Annotated in this window: 18 protein-coding genes; 15 read left to right on the forward strand and 3 right to left on the reverse strand. The window is 74.6% G+C overall.

Annotated features, from left to right (window positions below):
* The first annotated feature begins 3 nt into the window (after positions 1-3).
* The 4 genes from FHX75_RS02970 (at position 4) to FHX75_RS02985 (ending at position 5,303) form a co-directional block, all read left to right on the forward strand.
* Positions 4-1,236: a sensor histidine kinase gene (locus FHX75_RS02970; RefSeq protein WP_154936545.1), complete on the forward strand. Its 1,233-nt coding sequence runs from the start codon at positions 4-6 to the stop codon at positions 1,234-1,236.
* Positions 1,233-1,898, forward strand: a complete 666-nt coding sequence (locus tag FHX75_RS02975; RefSeq protein WP_154936546.1) for a response regulator — start codon at positions 1,233-1,235, stop codon at positions 1,896-1,898. Before FHX75_RS02970 ends, FHX75_RS02975 begins: the two co-directional genes overlap by 4 nt.
* A gap of 148 nt (positions 1,899-2,046) precedes the next feature.
* Positions 2,047-2,823, forward strand: a complete 777-nt coding sequence (locus FHX75_RS02980; protein ID WP_154936547.1) for an ABC transporter ATP-binding protein — start codon at positions 2,047-2,049, stop codon at positions 2,821-2,823.
* 5 nt (positions 2,824-2,828) lie between these two features.
* Positions 2,829-5,303 (forward strand): ABC transporter permease, encoded by a 2,475-nt coding sequence (locus FHX75_RS02985; RefSeq protein WP_154936548.1) that lies wholly within the window; start codon positions 2,829-2,831, stop codon positions 5,301-5,303.
* A gap of 42 nt (positions 5,304-5,345) precedes the next feature.
* Here the strand turns inward: FHX75_RS02985 and FHX75_RS02990 are convergent, their stop codons facing one another.
* The gene (locus FHX75_RS02990; RefSeq protein WP_154936549.1) at positions 5,346-6,608 is read right to left on the reverse strand and encodes a nucleotide sugar dehydrogenase; all 1,263 of its coding nucleotides are present in this window, start codon (positions 6,606-6,608) and stop codon (positions 5,346-5,348) included.
* A gap of 104 nt (positions 6,609-6,712) precedes the next feature.
* Entirely contained in the window at positions 6,713-8,104 is a 1,392-nt protein-coding gene (locus FHX75_RS02995; RefSeq protein WP_170285340.1) for a serine/threonine-protein kinase, read from the reverse strand.
* Positions 8,105-8,625: 521 nt separating this feature from the next.
* Between FHX75_RS02995 and FHX75_RS03000 the strand changes: the two genes are divergently transcribed.
* The 10 genes from FHX75_RS03000 to FHX75_RS03045 all read left to right on the forward strand — a co-directional run bounded on the left by FHX75_RS03000 (position 8,626) and on the right by FHX75_RS03045 (position 16,358).
* Positions 8,626-9,261 carry an RNA polymerase sigma factor gene (locus tag FHX75_RS03000; RefSeq protein WP_154936550.1) on the forward strand — a complete coding sequence of 212 codons (636 nt, stop codon included), beginning with the start codon at positions 8,626-8,628 and terminating at the stop codon, positions 9,259-9,261.
* Positions 9,262-9,277: 16 nt separating this feature from the next.
* On the forward strand, positions 9,278-10,048 hold the full coding sequence (locus tag FHX75_RS03005; RefSeq protein WP_154936551.1) for a hypothetical protein: 771 nt from the start codon (positions 9,278-9,280) through the stop codon (positions 10,046-10,048).
* Positions 10,049-10,200: 152 nt separating this feature from the next.
* Entirely contained in the window at positions 10,201-11,436 is a 1,236-nt protein-coding gene (gene egtA, locus FHX75_RS03010; RefSeq protein ID WP_154936552.1) for an ergothioneine biosynthesis glutamate--cysteine ligase EgtA, read from the forward strand.
* A complete protein-coding gene (gene egtB / locus FHX75_RS03015) occupies positions 11,433-12,770 on the forward strand; it encodes an ergothioneine biosynthesis protein EgtB (protein ID WP_154936553.1) in 1,338 nt (445 codons plus the stop codon). Before egtA ends, egtB begins: the two co-directional genes overlap by 4 nt.
* Before the next feature lie 16 nt (positions 12,771-12,786).
* A complete protein-coding gene (egtC, locus tag FHX75_RS03020) occupies positions 12,787-13,533 on the forward strand; it encodes an ergothioneine biosynthesis protein EgtC (RefSeq protein WP_154936554.1) in 747 nt (248 codons plus the stop codon).
* 59 nt (positions 13,534-13,592) lie between these two features.
* Positions 13,593-14,558 (forward strand): L-histidine N(alpha)-methyltransferase, encoded by a 966-nt coding sequence (gene egtD / locus FHX75_RS03025; protein WP_154936555.1) that lies wholly within the window; start codon positions 13,593-13,595, stop codon positions 14,556-14,558.
* A gap of 271 nt (positions 14,559-14,829) precedes the next feature.
* Positions 14,830-15,414 carry a TMEM165/GDT1 family protein gene (locus tag FHX75_RS03030; protein ID WP_154936556.1) on the forward strand — a complete coding sequence of 195 codons (585 nt, stop codon included), beginning with the start codon at positions 14,830-14,832 and terminating at the stop codon, positions 15,412-15,414.
* Between the two features lie 43 nt (positions 15,415-15,457).
* The gene (locus FHX75_RS03035; protein WP_154936557.1) at positions 15,458-15,832 is read left to right on the forward strand and encodes a DUF1622 domain-containing protein; all 375 of its coding nucleotides are present in this window, start codon (positions 15,458-15,460) and stop codon (positions 15,830-15,832) included.
* Positions 15,829-16,161 carry a hypothetical protein gene (locus FHX75_RS31095; RefSeq protein ID WP_211364303.1) on the forward strand — a complete coding sequence of 111 codons (333 nt, stop codon included), beginning with the start codon at positions 15,829-15,831 and terminating at the stop codon, positions 16,159-16,161. Before FHX75_RS03035 ends, FHX75_RS31095 begins: the two co-directional genes overlap by 4 nt.
* Positions 16,158-16,358 carry a hypothetical protein gene (locus FHX75_RS03045; protein ID WP_154936558.1) on the forward strand — a complete coding sequence of 67 codons (201 nt, stop codon included), beginning with the start codon at positions 16,158-16,160 and terminating at the stop codon, positions 16,356-16,358. The genes FHX75_RS31095 and FHX75_RS03045 overlap by 4 nt, the downstream gene beginning before the upstream one ends.
* 69 nt (positions 16,359-16,427) lie before the next feature.
* Here FHX75_RS03045 and FHX75_RS03050 read toward each other — a convergent pair whose 3' ends face one another.
* The gene (locus FHX75_RS03050) at positions 16,428-18,284 is read right to left on the reverse strand and encodes a polysaccharide biosynthesis protein (protein WP_154936559.1); all 1,857 of its coding nucleotides are present in this window, start codon (positions 18,282-18,284) and stop codon (positions 16,428-16,430) included.
* 185 nt (positions 18,285-18,469) lie between these two features.
* Between FHX75_RS03050 and FHX75_RS03055 the strand changes: the two genes are divergently transcribed.
* Positions 18,470-19,930, forward strand: coding sequence for a tyrosine-protein kinase domain-containing protein (locus FHX75_RS03055; RefSeq protein ID WP_154936560.1), 1,461 nt, complete (start codon positions 18,470-18,472; stop codon positions 19,928-19,930).
* Positions 19,931-20,054: the final 124 nt, after the last annotated feature.

Raw genomic sequence — 20,054 nt, forward strand, 5'->3', positions numbered from 1 at the left:
TGGGTGACCGTGAACCGCACCGTCTTCGGCCGCCCGCTGCGCTCGCTCGCCTTCGACGTTCTCGTCTCCGGCGTGGTGGCGCTGCTCGCCGTGGCCGCCGTGGTGAGCCAGCCCGGCGGGGTGCCCGCCACGCTGGTCGGTTGCGCCATGGCGGTCGCCCTGCTGTGGCGCCGGGCCCACCCGTCGGCGGTGGCCGCCGTGGTGGCCGGGCTCGCCATGGTGCAGGTGATCGCCGGCTGGGGGCCGCTGGCCTACGACGTCGGCGTGCTGATCGCCCTCTACAGCGTCGTCAAGTACGCCGAGCGGCTGCGCGACGGCGTGCTGGCCGGGATCGTCGCGGCGATCGGGGTGGTGCTGGCCGCCTCGCAGACCGTCGGCAACGCCGCCCGCTGGGCCATCGCCATCTACTTCGCGCTGGTCACCGGCGGGGTGTGGCTCGCCGCCCTGAACGTGCGGACCCGCCGCCTCTACGTGCTCAGCCTGGAGGAGCGCGCCGCCACCCTGGAGCGCGAGCGGGAGGCCGAGGCCCGCGCCGCGGTGGCGGGGGAGCGGGCCCGGATCGCCCGTGAGCTGCACGACGTGGTGGCGCACAGCATGGCCGTGATGATCGTCCAGGCCGACGGGGCCCGGTACATGCTCGACCAGGACCCGGAGACCGCCCGCGCCGCGGTCAAGGTGGTCGCGGACACCGGCCGGCAGGCGCTGGAGGAGATGCGCCGGCTGGTGGACGTCCTGCGGGAGCCCAGCCCGGCGGAGCCGCCGGCCACGGCGGAGCCGCCGGACGACGCCGCCGTCGCCGCCGACCCGGAGCACCGGCGGGCGGCGGTCGCCGAACTGCCCGCGCTGCTGGACCGGTTCCGCGACGCCGGGCTGCGGGTCCGGCACACGGTCACCGGCGAACCGGCCGCGCTGCCCCCGGGCCTGGACCTCACCGTCTACCGGGTGGTGCAGGAAGCGCTGACCAACGCGCTCAAGCACGCCGGGGTCGGCGCGAGCGTCACCGTCACCCTGGAGCACGTCCCGGACGCCGTCGTGGTCCGGGTGGTCGACGACGGGCACGGCCGCCCGCCGGTCGGTCCCGCGCCGTCCGGCGGGCACGGCCTGGTCGGCATGCGCGAGCGGGTCGGCGTGTACGACGGCAGCCTCGTCGCCGGCCCCCGGCTGGCCGGGGGCTGGCGGGTCGAGGCGCGGCTGCCGCTACCGTCGACCCCCGGGACGGAGGTGGTGGCGGCATGACGGTCCGCGTGGTGATCGTGGACGACCAGGCGCTGGTGCGCGCCGGGTTCCGGATGGTGCTGGACTCCCAGCCGGACCTGGAGGTGGTCGGCGAGGCCATCGACGGCGCGGACGCGCTGCGGCTGCTCGCCCGCACCGAGGCGGACGTGGTGGTGATGGACGTCCGGATGCCCACCATGGACGGGGTGGAGGCGACCCGCCGGATCTGCCGGGACCGCCCGGCCGGCCCGCCCCGGGTGCTGGTGCTCACCACCTTCGACACCGAGGCCGACGCGTTCGCCGCGCTGCGCGCCGGGGCGAGCGGCTTCCTGCTCAAGAACGTGCCCCCGGAGGAGCTGCTCGCCGCGATCCGGGTGGTCGCCGCCGGTGACTCGGTGGTCGCGCCGTCGATCACCCGCCGGCTGCTGGACCGGTTCGCCGACCGGTTGGGACCGGGGCCCACCGAGGACCCCCGGCTGGCCCAGCTCACCGACCGGGAGCGGGAGATCCTGCTGCTCGTCGCGCAGGGACTGTCGAACGCCGAGATCGCCGGCCGGGTGCACGTCGCCGAGGCGACTGTGAAGACCCACGTCGGGCGGATCCTGGCCAAGCTCCAGCTCCGCGACCGGGTGCAGGCGGTGGTGCTGGCCTACGAGAGCGGGCTGGTCACGCCGGGAGGCTGACCGGCGCTACGACCTGGGTCGTACGGGTCCACCCGATGGGGGGCGACCCGGGGCGTACCGACCTCGACCGCGCGGGCGGACGCCACCGCGGGCGGCGCTGCATAGCGTCGGAGACGTCCTGGTCACCGACTGCACGGGGAGTCTCCGCATGTCCCTCGCCCCACCCGTCCCGGCCCGTACCGGTGTCGCGGTCACCGCCCGCGGCCTGCGCAAGGAGTACGGGCGCGGCGCCGCCCGCGTCGTCGCCCTCGACGGCGTCGACGTCGACTTCGCCGCCGGCCGGTTCACCGCCATCATGGGCCCGTCCGGCTCGGGCAAGTCGACGCTGATGCACTGCCTGGCCGGCCTCGACAGCCCCTCGGCGGGCATCGTCCGGCTCGGCGACACCGAGACCGCCCGCCTCGACGACAAGCGGCTCACCCTGCTGCGCCGGGACCGGATCGGCTTCGTCTTCCAGAAGTTCAACCTGCTGCCGGCGCTGACCGCCGAGGAGAACATCCTCCTGCCGCTGGCCATCGCGGGCCGGCGGGCGGATCCGGCCTGGCTGCGGCAGGTGGTGGCGGCGGTCGGCCTGGCCGACCGGCTCGGGCACCGGCCGGCGGAGCTCTCCGGCGGGCAGCAGCAGCGGGTGGCCGTCGCCCGGGCTCTGGTCACCCGCCCCTGGGTGGTCTTCGCCGACGAGCCGACCGGCAACCTGGACTCCCGCTCCGGTGCCGAGGTGCTGGGGCTGCTCAGGGAGGCCGTGGACACCCTCGGCCAGACGGTGGTCATGGTGACCCACGACCCGGTGGCCGCCGCGTACGCCGACCGGGTGGTCTTCCTCTCCGACGGCCGGCTGGTCCGCGAGCTGGCCGCGCCGACCGCCGAGCGGATCCTGGACGCGCTCGCCGGCCTCGACCCGGTCGCCCCGGCGCGGGGGCGGTGACCGCGATGATCCGGTTGACCCTGCGCTCGTTGCGCGCCGACGCGCTGCGGCTGCTGCTCTCCTCCCTGGCGATCGTGCTCGGCGTGGCCTTCGTCGCCGGCACCCTGATGCTCACCGACGGCATGCGGGCCGGCGCGTACGACCGGGCCGGCGCCTTCGACCGGCACACCGACCTCGGCGTGTACGCCGGCACGGACCCCCTCCCGCCCGCCTTGGTCGACCGGGTGCGCGCGGTCGACGGGGTGGCGGCCGCCGAGGGGGAGCTGACCGGTTCCGGCGGGGTGGTCGGCTCCGACGGCCGTCCGGTGCTCGGCTACGGGGTGCTCGCCGCGATCCCCACCGACCCGGCCCTGCGCTCGTACGACCTGACCGCCGGCCGGTTGCCGGACCGTGCCGGCGAGGTCGTCCTCGACGCGTCCACCGTGCGCGAGGAGGGCTTCACCCTCGGCGCGCCGGTCCAGGTGGGCGGCTCCACCGGGGCCGCCCGGGCGTACACCCTGGTCGGCGCCGTCGATGTGGCCGGCACCGCCCGCGACGTCGGCGGACCCTTCATCGGCCTGGTCGGCGCCGACGCCCTGGCGGTGACCGGGGAGCGGGGGTACGGCCGGATCATGGTGGCCGTCGCCCCGGGCACGTCCCGCGAGGCGGTGGCCGAGCGGCTGGCCGGGCTGGCCGCCACCGGCGCCACCGTGAAGTCCCGTCAGCAGATCCTCGACGACGCGGTCAACGACGCCGTCCGCGACCTGAAGCAGTTCGGCATGATCCTGCTGACCTTCGCCGGGGTCGCCGTGGTGGTGGCCGGGTTCGTCATCGCCAACACCTTCGCCATCGTGCTCGCCCAGCGGACCCGGCGTACCGCCCTGCTCCGGCTGGTCGGCGCCACCCGGGGGCAGGTCTTCCGGGCCACCCTGCTGGAGTCGGCGGTGCTCGGGCTGAGCGCCTCGGCGCTGGGGGTGCTGGCCGGCGCCGGCCTGGCCGCCGGCCTGGCGGCGGGGCTGTCCACGCTGGACCTGCCGTTCACCGGCGAGGTCCTGCTGACCCGGTCGACCGTACTGCTCTGCGTGGCGCTGGGCACGGCGATCACCGTGGCCGCCGCCTGCGTACCCGCGTGGCAGGGCACCCGGGTCGCCCCGGTGGCCGCGCTGACCGACGCCGCCGTGCAGGTGACCCGCCGCGCCGGCCGGGTCCGGCTGACGATCGGCGCGCTGGTCTTCGCCGCCGGGGTCGCCGCCCTCGCGGTGGCCGCCACCGTCGGCCAGATCGCGCTGGTCGCCCTCGGCGGGATGCTGACCTTCTTCGGCATCGTGCTCTACGGCCCGGTGCTGGTGCCCGCCCTGGTCCGGCTTTTCGGCGCGCCCGCCCGGCTGCTCCTCGGCGCCACCGCCGGGCTGGCCGTGGCCAACGCCGTCCGCAATCCGCGCCGGGTCTCGGCGACCGCCACCGCGCTGGTGATCGGGATCGGTCTGGTGTCGGCGTTCGTGGTCGGCGCCGGCAGCGTGAAGGTGGGCATCGAACGCGCCGTCGACGCCCAGATCGGCGTCGACTACCTGGTCACCGGCGTCGGCAGCGACCTGCCGGCGGCACTCGCCGACGAGCTGGCCGCCCGGCCGGAGCTGGGGGTGGTGCACGAGCGGCGCAGCCAGGTCGTCGACGGGGTGGAGATCCGCGCCGCGCATCCGGCGCTGGTCGGCCGTACCCTGACCGGCACGGTGGCCGGCGACGACGGCGAGCTCGGCCCGGGCGCGGTGCTGGTGCACCGGCAGCTCGCCGAGGCGCGCGGCTGGACCGTCGGCGCCCCGGTGACCCTCGCCGGCCGGTCCTTCCGGGTGGCCGCGGTGGTGACCGCCGACGCCCAGGCCGACCCCGGGGTGGCCGAGGGACACGTGGTCGACATGGTCGACGTCGACTTCGCCCGGCTCTTCCCGACCCAGCGCGGCTTCCTCGCCGAGGTGGATCCCGCCGCCGGGGTCCCCGCCGAGCGGGCCCGGGCGGCGGTCGAGACCGTCGTCGCGCGGTACCCGACGGTCAACCTGATGGACCAGGCCGCCTACAAGAAGATGCTCACCGGCACGGTCGACATGCTGCTGGCCTTCGTCACCGCGCTGCTCGGCCTGGCCGTGGTGATCGCCCTGGTCGGCGTGGCGAACACGCTGAGCCTCTCGGTGGTGGAGCGGACCCGGGAGAACGCCGTGCTGCGGGCGGTCGGCCTCACCCGGGGCCGGATGCGGGCCATGCTGGCCGTCGAGGCGGTGCTGATGGCGCTGGTCGGGGCGGTGCTCGGGATGGCGTTGGGCGCCGGGGTCAGCGCCGGGGCGATGGCCTTCGTGGCGAAGATCGGCGGGGAGTTCACCCTGGTGCTGCCCTGGGGGCGGCTCGGGCTGATGCTCGCGGTGGCGGTGCTGGCCGCCCTGCTCGCCTCCGTGCTGCCGGCCCGGCGGGCGTTGGGCCGGCCGGTGGTCGAGGCACTCGGCGCGGAGTGACCCCGTGGTGGCCGGTCCCGGGCGGGATCGGCCACCACTGGGTCAGAGCCGCTCCACCACCGCGCCCCGACAGCGGTCCCGGGTGTCGAAGACGTACCGGGCGTGCCGGGCCACCAGGTCGTAGTCGAAGCTGTCGTGGTCGGTCACCACGACCACGGCGTCGGCCTCGGCGACCTCCCGCTCGGTCAGGTCGACCACCGTCACCCCGCCGGGGATGTGCTGCGGCTCGGCGTACGGCTCGACCGCGCGCACGTCGGCCCCGAGGTCGTTGAGCCGCCGGGCCACGTCCACGGCGGGGGAGTCGCGCATGTCGCCGGTGTTCTTCTTGTACGCCAGGCCCAGCAGCAGCAGCCGGGCCCCGTTCACCGAGCGGCCCACCCGATTCAGCCCGGCCATCACCCGCTGGGCCACGTGCTCGGGCATCTGGTGGTTGATGTCGTCGGCCAGTTCGATGAACCGGAACTGCCGGCCCATCGTCCGCTTCACCTGCCAGGACAGGTAGCACGGGTCGATCGGCAGGCAGTGCCCGCCCACCCCCGGGCCGGGCCGGAACGGCATGAAGCCGAACGGCTTGGAGGAGGCGGCGTCGATCGCCTGCCAGACGTCGATCCCCAGGTGGTGCGAGGCGATCGCCAGCTCGTTGATCAGCGCGATGTTGACCTGCCGGAAGGTGTTCTCGATCAGCTTGGTCAGCTCGGCGATCCGGGTCGAGTCCACCGGCACGGTCCGCTCCACCAGGCGCCGGTAGAAGTCGTCGACGCGGCGCAGCGAGGCGCCGTCGACGCCGGAGACCACCTTGGGGGTGTTCTCCAGCCGCCAGGTGCGGTTGCCCGGGTCGATCCGCTCCGGGCTGTAGCCGAGGTGGAAGTCGCCGGGACTGCGCAGGCCGCTGGCCGACTCCAGCAGCGGCCGGAGCACGTCCTCGGTGGTGCCGGGGTAGGTGGTCGACTCCAGGACCACCGTGCAGCCGGCCCGGACGTACCGGCCGATGCCGTGGCCGGCCTGCTCGACGTAGCTGAGGTCGGGAGCGCCGTCGCGCAGCGGGGTCGGGACGGTGATCACGCAGATGTCGAAGCCCTCGGCGTCGGTGTACTCCGTGCTCGGCCGGTAGCGCCCGCTGCCCAGCGCCCGGCCGAGCCGTTCGGCGGTGATGTCCTCGACGAACGACTCACCGGTGGCGAGCCGCTTGACCCGGTCGGCGTCGACGTCGAGGCCGACCACGTCCAGCCCCGCCTCGACGGCACGCATCGCCAGTGGCAGACCGACGTACCCCTGACCGATGACGACCAGCTTCTCAACGCGCACGTTCGCTCCCGTGGCAGTAAGTGACTCCTGCCCGGGAGCTTAGGGCTTGTATGGGGTTTAAAGTCCGATTTTGCGGCTAATGGCAGCGGCGGTGTCGGATCCGGTCAGGTGCCGGCCGGCGGCGGGTCCTGGTCCGGAGGCGCCGTGGTGGTGGTCGGCGGGTCCGCCGGCGCCGTGGTGGTGGTCGGCGGGTCGGCCGGCGCCGTGGTGGTGGTCGGCGGGTTCGCCGGCGTGGTCGTCGGCGCCGAGGTCGGCTGCGGCTCGGCCGACCCGCTCGGCCCCGGCGACGGCGTCACCGTGACGGTGGCCGAGGGCCGGTTGCCCGGGTTCCAGGTGCGGTTCGGCCGGCGCGGCTGGTCCACGGTCTCCTCGGGGCTCGCCGGCAGCTCCTCCTGGTCGCTCGGGGCCACGGCCGGCGAGGTGCTCTTGATGTTGGTCGCCCCGTCGCCGGTCTCCTTGGCCGCGCCGAGCGCCGCGCCCAGCGCGGTGAGTGCCACCAGCACCGCCGCGAGCGCGCCGACCAGCGAGCCGCGCCGACCGCGGCCCCGCGTGGGCGCCACGGTGGCGGCCGTCGGGAGCACCGGCACGTCGCCCCGGGTGGTGGTGGCCGGGCCTGCCGCGCCCCGCAGCGCCGGGGGGACGAACGCGGTCGCCGCGGCGCCGTCGCTCAGCGCGGCCCGGGCCGCGGCGGCCATCTCGGCCCCGGTGGCGAACCGGTCGGCCGGGTCCTTGGCCAGGGCCCGCGACACCAGCGCGTGCACCGTCGCCGGGATCTCCTCCGGCAGCGCCGGCGGCTCGTCGTCCAGGTGCCGTACCGCGACCTGGAGCGGGTTGTCGCCGGTGAAGGGCGGCCCGCCGGTGAGGCAGCAGTACGCGACCGCGCCGAGCGCGTAGATGTCGGTGGCGGCGGATACGGGACGGCCGGAGGCCTGCTCCGGCGCCATGTAGAGCGCCGTCCCCGGCACCGCGTTGGTGCTGGTGATGCTGGTGACGTTGGTGGACCGGGCGACACCGAAGTCGACCAGCACCACGGTGCCGTCCTCCTGCACCAGCAGGTTGCTCGGCTTCACGTCGCGGTGCACGATCCCGCCGGCGTGCGCGGCGTGCAGCGCCTGGGCGGCCTGCGCGACGATCGACATCGTCTCGGCGACGTCCAGGTGGCCGGCGGCCTCGATCCGCCGGGACAGCGGCTCGCCCTCGACGAACTCCATGACCAGGTAGTCGGCGCGCCCGCCGTCGGCGAGCCGGTCCTCACCGCAGTCGAAGACCTGCACGATGCCCGGGTTGCGCAGGGCGGCCATGATCCGCGCCTCGGCGCGGAACCGGGCGATGAAGTCGGGGTCGGAGACCAGCGCCGGCAGCAGCACCTTGACCGCGACCTGGCGGCCCAGGACCAGGTCCGTGGCACGCCAGACGTCGCCCATGCCGCCGGTGGCGACACGTTCGTCCAGGCGGTAGCGACCGCTGAGCACGACCTCCGATGACAACACCCGAATACCGTACCCAGAGGAGCAGAAAAGAACTCATCGCGATCTCCCCGTCGGGTCCGGCGCCGGGGCGGCACCGGTACCGGCGCCACGACGGCCCCGCGAACGGGGGGTGACGAGACCCGGACCCACTGTCACAATGGCCGCGGATGGCGGGAGCAAGCCGGGCGTACGGGCCCACCGGGGACGCCCGTACCGGGATGACCTGGCCGAGAGCGTCCCGCAGCCGTTTTCCGTCACGCGGACTCGCCGTTGTTCAGCTAGATATTTCTCACTCTTTCCCTGCCAGGTGGCGACTTGTCCACCCGTCCATTGACTCCTACCGTTAGCGCGACTCGGGCCAGCCCATGGTGCCGGTGCGGCATTCGGCCGACCGCCGTATTGTCGCGGCGTGTGTCAGACATGCCGCCCGGCCGCTCGGCAGGGTGCGATGGGGTCAGCGGGGGGCTGTTGGTGCGCGAGGGGGTCCGGCTGCCGCACCGGGGGTGCGTCACGCACGGCCTGCCGGTCACGGCGGGGGCGGCGGACGCATGACCGGTGAGCTGAGCGAGGCGGTGGCCGCGGCGCAGGCCGGCGACGAGGAGGCCTTCCGCTTCCTGTACCGCAGCCTCCAGCCGGGCCTGTTGCGGTATCTCACCGCCCTCGTCGGCGCCGACGCCGAGGACGTCGCCTCGGAGACCTGGTTGCAGATCTCCCGGGACCTGCCCAGCTTCACCGGCGGGGAGTTCCGGGCCTGGACGGTGACGATCGCCCGGAACCGGGCGATGGACCACCTGCGCCGCCTGCGTCGCCGTCCCTCCCTGCCGGTGCCGGTGCAGGCGTTGAGCGAGCTGGCCGGGGACGCGGACACGGCCGAACGGGCCGGCGAGACCATCGGTACGGAGGCCGCGCTGGCCCTGATCTCGACGCTGCCGCCCCGGGAGGCCGAGGCGGTGCTGCTGCGGGCGGTGATCGGGCTGGACGCCGAGACCGCCGGCCGGGTGCTCGGGCGTCGCCCGGGTGCCGTCCGCACCGCCGCGCACCGCGGCCTGCGCCGGCTCGCCGCGCTGCTGGAACGTCAGGACCTGCCCCAACCGTCCGGTGGCGACGAGCGGACCGGCCCGCCCCACCCGCGGCGGGGCCGGCAGACGCCGAGCACCTCCCACGCCGAGCCGGCGGACGGATGACGTGAGGGGAAACTGGATGAACTTCCGCCGCTCTGACGGCGCCGAGCGGCCCGCCGACCGGGCCGAGGCCGAGCGGCTGCTCGACGCCGCCCGGACCGCCGACGCGCCGCCCGCGGGCGACGACCCGCTCGCCCGGCTGCTCTCCGCCGCGGCCGCCCCGGCCCGCCCGGGTGAGCTGGCCGGCGAGGAGGCCGCGCTGGCCGCGTTCCGGGCCGCCCGCGTGACGGGCGCGTCCGCCCCGGCGCTCGCGCCGTCCCGGCGCCGGCGACGGGTGACCACGGGCGTGGTCGCCTGGGTCGCCGGCATCGCCGCCACCGCCACGGCCGGCGCCGCCTTCGCCGCCGTCACCCTCGACCGCGGCGACGAGCCGGCGCCCCGGCCGTCCGCCTCCGTGCCGGGCGGATCCGGTTCCGATCCGGCGGCGCCGTCCTCGTCCGGTGACGGGCCGACGACCGGCGCGCCCACCCCGGGTGCCGGCCCCTCCGCCGTGTCCCCCTCCGGCCGGCCCGGCGGCTCCGGCAAGCCGGCCTCCGAGGGGAAGCTGGCGGGGCAGTGCCGGGCGTACCGGGCGAAGCCGGCGGCGCAGCGTGAGAAGGCGCTGCGGAGTCCCGCGTTCGCCGATCTGGTGGCCGCCGCCGGCGGCGCGGGCAAGGTCGAGGCGTACTGCCGGGAGCTGCTTCCTGAGCGGGCCCCGGAGGCGGACGAATCGCCGACGGCGAAGCCGTCGCGCTCGCCCGCGGCCCCGGCGGCGCCCACGCCGGACGCCCGCCCAAGTCGGAAGAAGTAGTCGAAAAGGCTTCACAGAAATTTCTTCCCGCCCGGGGCCGCGGATTCCGTCTGCTAGACAGAAGATGGTGAGACGCGGCGGCCGGCCGGTGACGGTCGATGCCGCCCGCGCCGGCAGTGTCGCCGGGTCCCCGGTCGGGAGGAGACCATCTCGTGGTGACGTCCCCGAAACTCGAGCGGACGACCGTGCTGGGCGAAAAGGCCGCCGCCGCGGCCCACCTCGGCCGGATCTGCTTCAAGACCGGGCCACCGGTCTTCACCGGCGTCGAACTGGAATGGACCGTGCACGACGCCGCCGACCCCGCCCGACCGGTTGACCGGGAGCGGCTGCGGGCGGCGCTGGGGCGGCACAGCCCCGTCACCCTGGACGACACCAGCCCCGCCCAGCCGCTCGGGCACGGCAGCAGCGTGACCGTGGAGCCCGGCGGGCAGGTGGAGGTGTCCACCGCGCCCCGACCGTCGGTCGCCGCGCTGATCCTGGCCACCGAGGCCGACATCGCCGAGTTGAGCGCGCTGCTGGAGCGCGCCGGGCTGGTGCTCGGCCGCAGCGGCATCGATCCGTGGCGGGTTCCGCAGCCGGTGGTCGAGACCTCCCGCTACCGCGCGATGCGCTGCGTCTTCGACCGCCGGGGGCCCGCCGGGCGGACCATGATGTACAGCACCGCCGGCCTCCAGGTCTGCCTGGACGCGGGCGAACCGGCGGAGCTGGCGGCCCGCTGGGCCACCGTGCACATGGTCGGGCCGCCGCTGGTGGCCGCGTTCGCCACCGCCGACCGGCACGCCGGCCGACGGACCGGCTGGGCGTCCGCGCGGATGGCCGCCTGGCTGGGTATCGACCCGGCCCGCACCCGGCCGGTCTGGTCGCCGCGGCGGCCCGACGAGGACCCGGTCGCCGCCTGGACGGAGTACGCGCTGGCCGCGCCGCTGCTCTGCCTGCGCCACGACGGCCCGGACTGGACCCCGCCACCGGGGATCACCTTCGCCGACTGGATCGACGGGGCGCTGCCCCGCCCGCCCACCACCGACGACCTGGAATACCACGTCAGCACCCTGTTCCCGCCGGTCCGCCCGAGGGGCTACCTGGAGGTGCGCTACCTGGACGCCCAGCCCGGTCCGGGCTGGATCCTCCCGCTCGCCGTGCTGACCGCGTTGCTCGACCGCGCCGACACCGCGCGGTCCGCCCGCGCGATCGCCGCGCCGGTGGCCGACCGCTGGCACGCCGCCGCCCGGTACGGCCTGGCCGACCCGCCGCTGGCCGCGGCGGCCGCCGCCCTGCTCGACCTGGCGCTGGAGGCGCTGCCCCGGCTCGACCTGCCGCCGGGCACCCACGACGAGACGAGCCGAGGAATCGGGCGGCGACGGGCCGCCGCGGAGAGGGGGCACCGGTGACCACCACCGAACAGCCGGACACGCAGGCGGAGGTGCTGCGCAGCCGGATCGCGGCGGAGCTGGAGCGGACCCGGGCCCGTACGGCGCTGCTCACCGAGGCGGTGGACGACGACGACCTGACCCGCCAACACTCCCCGCTGATGTCCCCGCTGGTCTGGGACCTCGCCCACGTGGGCAACCAGGAGGAGCTCTGGCTGGTGCGCGACGTCGGCGGGCGCGAGCCGGTCCGCCACGACATCGACGACCTGTACGACGCGTTCAAGCAGCCCCGCAAGGACCGCCCGTCGCTGCCGCTGCTGCCGCCCGCCGAGGCGCGGGCCTACGTGTCGACGGTCCGGGACAAGGTGTTCGACCTGCTGGACGGCATCCGGTTCACCGACCGTCCGCTGGTCGCGGAGGGCTTCGCCTTCGGGATGATCGTGCAGCACGAGCAGCAGCACGACGAGACGATGCTCGCCACCCACCAGCTGCGCGCCGGGCCCGCGGTCCTGGACGCGCCCCCGCCGCCCGAGCCCCGGGTACGGGTCGCCGACGAGGTGCTGGTGCCGGCGGGCCCGTTCACCATGGGCACCTCCACCGACCCGTGGGCGCTGGACAACGAGCGCCCCGCGCACACCGTCGCGCTGCCCGCGTACGTCATCGACGCCGCGCCGGTCACCAACGGCCGGTACCGCGAGTTCATCGCCGCCGGCGGGTACGACGACCCGCGCTGGTGGAGCGGGCCCGGCTGGCGGCACCGCACCGAGGCGGGACTGAGCGCGCCGATTCACTGGCGGCGCGACGGCGACGGCTGGGCGTACCGGCGGTTCGGGCGCTGGTCACCGGTCCGCGACGACGAGCCGGTGGTGCATGTCTGCTGGTACGAGGCGGAGGCCTTCGCGGCCTGGGCGGGCCGGCGGCTGCCCACCGAGGCGGAGTGGGAGAAGGCGGCCCGCTGGGACCCGGGCACCGGCCGCTCCCGCCGGTACCCGTGGGGCGACGACGACCCGACCGGCGAGCACGCCAACCTGGGGCAGCGGCACCTGTGGCCGGCGCCGGTGGGCGCGTACCCGGCGGGCGCCTCGCCGCTGGGCGTGCACCAGCTGATCGGCGAAGTCTGGGAATGGACGTCGAGCACCTTCCGGGGCCACCCCGGGTTCACGGCCTTCCCCTACCGGGAGTACTCCGAGGTGTTCTTCGGCGACGACTACCGGGTGCTGCGGGGCGGCTCGTTCGGCACCGACCGGGCGGCCTGCCGGGGCACGTTCCGCAACTGGGACTACCCCATCCGGCGGCAGATCTTCAGCGGCTTCCGCTGCGCCCGCGACGCCCGGCCCGAGGAGGCGCACGGGTGATCGGCGGCGCCGCCTGATGTGTCGGCACCTGGCCTACCTGGGGCCGCCGCTGAGCCTGCGCGCCCTGCTGTACGACCCGCCGGATTCGCTGGTCCGGCAGTCCTGGGCACCCCGGGACATGCGCGGCGGCGGCACCGTCAACGCCGACGGCTTCGGCGTCGGGTGGTACCCCGGCGAGGGCGATCCGGTGCGCTACCGGCGGGCCCAGCCCATCTGGAGCGACGTGACGCTGCCGGCGCTGGCCGGGGTCACCCTCGCCGGCGCGGTGCTGGCCGCCGTCCGCTCCGGCACCGTCGGCATGCCGGTGCAGGAGACCGCCGCCGCGCCGTTCACCGAGGGCCGGTGGTTGTTCAGCCACAACGGTGTCGTGCGGGGCTGGCCCGACGCGCTGGTGCCGCTCGCCGACACCCTGCCCGTCCGTGACCTGCTCACCCTCGACGCCCCGACCGACTCCGCCCTGCTCTGGGCGCTGGTCCGGCACCGGTTGCGGGCCGGCGCCGACCCGGCGGAGGCGGTCGCGGAGACGGTCGCGGAGGTGTCGGAGGCCGCGCCCGGGTCGCGGCTGAACCTGCTGCTCACCGACGGCCGGACGATGGTGGCCACCGTGGCGGGGCACGCGATGTCCGTCCTCGCGACGCCGGACTCGGTGCTGCTGGCCTCCGAGCCGCACGACGACGACCCGGGCTGGCGGTCGTTGCCGGACCGGCACCTGGTGGTGGCGACCTCGACCTCGGTGCGCGTGCGCGCCCTGGCGGGAGCGTGACGCCGCCGCAGGGTCGCGGGTGGAGACAGGGACGTTCGCCGAAGGAGAAGGGACACCTCATGAGCGCGGAGCCGTTGGAGATCTACCTCGAAGACCAGGACCTGGGGCGCAGCCTGCGGGAGGACGTACGGGTCGGGCTGACCGCCGAGGAGAAGTGGCTGCCACCGAAGTGGTTCTACGACGCCCGGGGCAGCGAGCTGTTCGAGGAGATCACCCGGCTGCCCGAGTACTACCCGACCCGGGCGGAGCGGGCCGTGCTGGCCGAGCGGGCCGCCGACATCGCCGAGCTGACCGGCGCGAAGACGCTGATCGAGCTGGGCTCCGGTTCGTCGGAGAAGACCCGGCTGCTGTTGGACGCCTTCACCCGCCGGGGCGGGCTCGGCACCTTCGTGCCGCTGGACGTGTCGGTCAGCGCGCTGCGCCAGTCCACCGAGCAGATCGCCACCGACTACCCGGGGCTGCGGGTACGCGGCATCGTCGGCGACTTCACCCGCCAGCTCGACCGGCTGCCCACGGGCGGGCGGCGGCTGGTGGTCTTCCTCGGCGGCACCATCGGCAACCTGCTGCCGCCCGAACGGGCCGCGTTCCTGTCCGCGATGCGCGCGACGTTGGAGGCGGGCGACTGGCTGCTGATCGGCACCGACCTGGTCAAGGACCCGGCGGTGATCGTGCCGGCGTACGACGACGCGGCCGGGGTCACCGCCGAGTTCAACCGCAACGTGCTGCGGGTGGTCAACCGGGAGCTGGGCGCGGACTTCGACCCGGCGGCGTTCACCCACGTGGCGCGCTGGGACCCCGACCGGGAGTGGATCGAGATGCGGCTGCGGGCCGAGCGGGCGATGCGGGTCCGGGTGCTGGACCTGACGGTGGACTTCGCCGCGGGCGAGGAGCTGCGCACGGAGGTGTCGGCGAAGTTCCGGCCGGAGGGGATCGCCCGGGAGCTGGCGGCGGCCGGCTTCACCGTACGCGAGTTCTGGACCGACCCGGACGGCCTGTTCGGGGTGAGTCTGGCCCGGGCCGACTGACCGGCGGCCGCCGCGCCGGCCCGCCGGGCGACCTCGGCGGCCCGGCGGGCGGTGACCTGCGGCACCCGTCCGGGCCGGCGGCCGACGTGATCGGTTAGGGTGGGGGCGCGAAGGGGAGTAGCCCCCAATGTCGTGGTCGACACACTGGTGCGTTCCGCATCCGGCCACGCGGCCCCACCCCGGTGGGGCGGGCGAGACCTTCGACCCAGGCTGTAGAAGCCGGGTCGAGGGCGCCCCCGTACCTCCTCCCGGCATGATCGGGAAGGTTCTCATGGACGGTTTTCTTGCCGCATTGGTGATCAGTTTCGGCGTCATCTTCGTCGCCGAGCTGGGGGACAAGTCCCAACTGATGGCGTTGACCTTCGCCACCCGCTTCAAGCCGGTGCCGGTGCTGATCGGCATCACCATCGCCACGGCGATCGTCCACCTGGCCTCGGTGGCCATCGGCTACGGGCTCAACGCGGCCCTGCCCACCGGCTGGATCTCGCTGATCGCCGGCCTGGCGTTCCTCGGCTTCGGCGTCTGGACGCTGCGCGGGGACAAGCTCACCGAGGAGGAGAAGCGCAAGGCGGAGAAGACCGGCAAGTCGGCGGTCATCGCGGTCGGTGTCGCGTTCTTCCTGGCCGAGCTGGGCGACAAGACGATGCTCGCCACCATCACGCTGGCCACCAAGTACGGCTGGTTCGGCACCTGGCTCGGCTCGACGCTGGGCATGGTGGCCGCCGACGCGCTGGCCATCCTGGTGGGCCGGATGCTGGGCCGGCACCTGCCGGAGAAGGCCATCCGGTACGGCGCCGCCGTGCTCTTCGCCATCTGCGGTCTCTGGCTGATCCTGGAGGCGGTCGACCAGCTCTGACCCGGCGCCGACTAGCGCGGGCGGGGGCGGGTAACGCCCCCGGGTGGACCTGGACGAGCTCCTGCGCGAGGGCGACCGCATCGCGGTCACCTTGGTGGAGATCGCCGGGGCGGCCGTGATCTTCGTCGGTGCGCTCTGGGCGGCGCTGCGGATCGTGGTCGAGGGACTGCGATACCGCAGCGCCGCCGTCTTCAACCCGATCCGGCTCTCCCTCGGCCGGTTCCTCACCCTCGGACTCGAGTTCCAGCTCGCCGCGGACATCCTGCGCACCGCCGTGTCACCGACGTTCGACCAGATCGGGCAGCTGGCGGCCATCGCCACCATCCGGACCGCGCTGAACTTCTTCCTGCGCCGCGAGATCGCCCAGGAGCAGCGGCAGGTCGGCGAGGCCGGGACGGAGCAGGGGAGCCGCACATGAGGGAGGGGCTCGCCGACGTGGCGACCGCCCTCGCGCTGGGCAGCGGTGCGGTCGTCCTGCTCACCGTCCGTTCCTGGCGTACCGCGCTGCGGGTGCTGCTGGACCTGCTCGTCGCCGCCGGCCTGCTCCGGCTCGCCGTGGGCAGCGGCTGGACCGCGCTGGCGACCGCCGCGGCGATCATCCTGCTGCGCCAGCTCCTCTGGGCCGGGATCGCCGCCGGACCGCCCGCCAGGGCACCGACTATCGGCGCCGCGCTGCGGGTAAGGCGATCACGGCCTACCGTGAGCGGCAGGACGCAAAGCGAACATAGCGGGAGGATAACCCCATGAGCAGGCATGACGAGCCCAACGAGTACGGCTTCGCCGGTGGTGCCACCGCTCCCGAGCCGCCGCCGGGTGGCCGGATCGACGAGCAGGACCGCGCCGAGGCGGTCGCCGTGCCGGGCGACGACCTGACCGAGCCGTTCGCCGACGCGCTGGAGGAGACCGAGGGCGAAGACGGGGAGCGGGCCCGCGAGCGGCGCTGACCTCGCCGTACGTTCCTGACGACGCCGCGGCGGCGGGCCCCACCGGGCTCCGCCGCCGCGGCGTCCTCGTCAGCGGGGTGAGGGCAGCATCGAGGACCGCACCGGCAGGTCCTCGCAGTACGCCGCCATCCACTTGATCAGCTCGTCCGCGTCGGCGTACGGGTCGAGCCCGCGGACGTCCTCCGGGCTCAGCGAGGGCACCCGCACGTGCGAGATGAGCGGGTGCAGCGGCCGGCTGTCGACCTCGTCGACGCCGAACAGGTCCTCGTGCAGCTTCTCGCCGGGACGCAGCCCGGTGAAGAGGATCTCCGTCGGGCGGTCCGCCTCGGCGGCGAGCCGGCGCGCCACGTCGGCGATGCGCACCGGCTCGCCCATGTCGAGCACCAGCGCCTCCCCGCCGCGCCCGATGGTCGCCGCCTGGAGGACCAGGTGCACCGCCTCCTGCACGGTCATGAAGTAGCGGGTCACCTCGGGATGGGTGACCGTGATCGGCAACCCCGCCTCGACCTGCGCCTGGAACGCGGTCAGCACGGAACCGCGGCTGCTGAGCACGTTGCCGAAGCGCACGCTGAGGAACGCCCTGCCGACCTGCTCGGCGTAGTGGGCGGTCAGCCGTTCGGTGATCCGCTTCGAGTAGCCGAGCACGCTGACCGGGTTGGCCGCCTTGTCGGTGGAGATGTTGACGAACTCGCTCACGTCCCGGCACGCCTCCAGCACGTTAAGGGTGCCGCAGACGTTGGTCTTGACCGCTTCCCCCGGGTGCCGTTGCAGCAGCGTCAGGTGCTTGAGGGCGGCGGCGTGGAAGACGATGTCCGGCTGCCGGTCGGCGACGATCCGGGCGATGCCGTCGGCGTCGCGGATGTCGGCGAGGATGAGCTCCGGCCCGTCCAGCAGCGCCCGGCCGTGCAGCGACATCTGCAGGGCGTGCAGGGCCGACTCGTCTCGGTCCAGCATCATCAGCTCGCCCGGCTCGCAGCGGGCGATCTGCCGGCACAGCTCCGAGCCGATCGAACCGCCCGCCCCGGTGACCAGCACCCGCCGGCCGGCCAGGCCGTTGCGCTCGATCATCAACTCGGCCACCCGCTGCGCCCGCCCCAGCAGGTCGGTGAGTTGCAGGTCCCGTACGTCGGTGGCCCGCACCGGCCGGTCGAGCAGTTCCCGGACCGGGGGGAGCACCTTGAAGGCGGCGCCGGCCTGCAAGGTCCGGCGGCGTACGTCGCGCATCAGTTCGGCGTCCGAGCCGTCGATGGAGAAGATGACCGTGGTGGCGCCGGTGCGGCGTACCGCCTGCTCGATCTGCTCGCGGCCGCCCAGCACCCGGAGTCCCTCCAGGCGCAGCCCCTGCCGTTCGCGGTCGTCGTCGAGCAGGCCGACCGGCAGGTAGCTGCCGCCCGGGTCGCCGACCAGCACCCGTACGAGGCGTTCGCTCGCGGCGTCGACGCCGTAGATCAGGGCCCGCTCCGCGCCCCGGACCGGGCGGTCGTCGCGGTCGCGCCGCCACCGGTAGCCGGCCCGCCCACCGGCCATCACCAGCAGGGCCACCGCCCCGCCGGTCACCGGGACGCTGGCCGGCACTGGCCGTTCGGTGAGCGTCGCCAGGGCGGCCAGCATCACGGCGGCGGCGAGGAGGGTGGTCAGGGCCAGGTCACGGGCCTCGCCGATGCTGCCGATCGGGTGGCGGCCACGGGCGGTGGAGCGCACCTGCTCGATGGCGGCGTGGACGACCGTACACACCCCGGCGGTGCCCAGCGCGAGGGCGCACTGTCCGGGCGTGAGGCCGAATTCGTACCTGGCCCAGGCGGCGACCAGAAATCCGGCGCACCATGCGCCGGTGTCGAGCGTTAGCAGAGACAGGGTCTTCGCACGGCGGGTGACCCAGTCACGTCGCGGGATGTTCGTGCCGGCCGGAGAGGCTGCATCGTCCATTGGTGTCCTCTGCGTTTGTTGCCTGATTGCGAGGATTCAGGTCTCTAGGGATGTTCGATGGCTTACATTCGTTTGGTCGTTCTCGACAAGCTTGCGGCGAATAGATCCTGTCATGCCGTTTGGGAAGTATTGGGGGATTTCGTGCAGTTTCACCGGCTAGTTGTCCCGGCGGAACGGAGAGCGTGATGGACGTACGCACCTGCCTGCGCCTTATCCGCCGACACTGGTGGATCGTCCTGGTCACGCTGATGGTTGCGGTCGGTTCGGCCGCTCTCATCACCGTTCGCACGCCACCCCGGTACGTGGCCTCCGTGACCTTCTTCGTGACCACGCCGAGCCAGGGCGTCACCGACGCCTACCAGGGCGGGCTCTTCCTCCAGCAACGGGTGAAGTCCTACGCGGACCTGCTGCGCAGCGACCGCCTGGCGCAGAGCGTGGTGGCCGAGACGCAGGTCGGCCTCACCGCCGACGACGTGCAGCGCCGCCTCAGCACCTCCACCGAGACCGGCACCGTGCTGTTGCGCGCCACCGTCACCGACACGGATCAGACCCGGGCGATGAGGGTGACCGAGACGCTCGCGGCGAAGTTCGTGGAGCTGGTGCAGCAGGTCGAGACGCCGGCCGAGGGGCGGGCCGCTCCCATCAAGATCGAGGTGGTCAGTGGTCCCCGGGTGAGTTCGAGCCCGGTCTCGCCGCAGCCCACCCGCAACCTGATCGTCGGCGGCCTGGTCGGTCTGCTGCTCGGCGCCGCGCTGGCCGTGCTGCGCGGGCTGCTCGACGTCCGGATGCGCGACGCCGCCGGGCTGCAACGGGTCACCGGCAGCCCGCTGCTGGGGGAGATCCCGTTCGAGGCCGGCGCGAAGGCGGCGCCGTTGATCGTCGGCGACGCGGCGACCTCCGCCCGGGCCGAGGCGGTCCGCAAGCTGCGGACCAACCTGCGGTTCGTGGACGTGCACGAGCCCGCCCGGGTCATCGCGGTCACCAGCGCGCTGCAGGGCGAGGGCAAGACGACCCTCTCCTGCAACCTGGCCATCGCGCTGGCCGAGGCGGGCTGGCGGGTGCTGCTGGTCGACGCCGACCTGCGCCGGCCGAAGGTCGCCGACTACCTGGGCCTCGACGGCGGTGTCGGCCTGACCGACGTGCTGGTCGGCGACGTGCAGGTCGGTGACGTGGTGCAGCGCTGGGGCGACAAGTCACTGCTGGTGCTCCCGAGCGGATCAGCGCCGCCGAACCCGAGCGAACTGCTCGGCTCCAAGGCGATGGCGGACCTGCTGCTCGCGCTGCGCGAGTCGGCGGACATCGTGGTCATCGACACGGCGCCGCTGCTGGCCGTCACCGACGGCGTGGTCGTGGCCGTGCAGGCCGACGGTGCGCTGCTGGTCACCCAGCAGGGGCGGACCTCGCGGACCCAGGTCGCCGCGGCGGCCCGCTCGCTGCACTCGGTCTCGGTGCGCCTGCTCGGTTGCGTGCTGAACATGACCAAGGTGGCCAAGGCCGACGCCTATCAGTACGAGGCGTACCGGCTCGCCACCACCGGCAAGACCAAGGTTCCCGCGGACCGGGCACCGGCGGCCCGCCACGGCGAGTCGAACGGGGTCGACGGGGTCACCGATCGCACGCAGGAACTCACCCGGCTGCGCCGATGAGCGCCACCGCTGGTCGTACGGCCGGCCGGCCGCGGCTGGGAGCACCGGGATCGTCCGCGCCGGGGGCGGCGGGTTGCCGCCGTCCCCGGGCGCGGGCGGCGGCCCGCAGCACGGCGCGCCGCGG

The organism is Micromonospora palomenae (assembly GCF_007829925.1).
Lineage (GTDB): Bacteria > Actinomycetota > Actinomycetes > Mycobacteriales > Micromonosporaceae > Micromonospora > Micromonospora purpureochromogenes.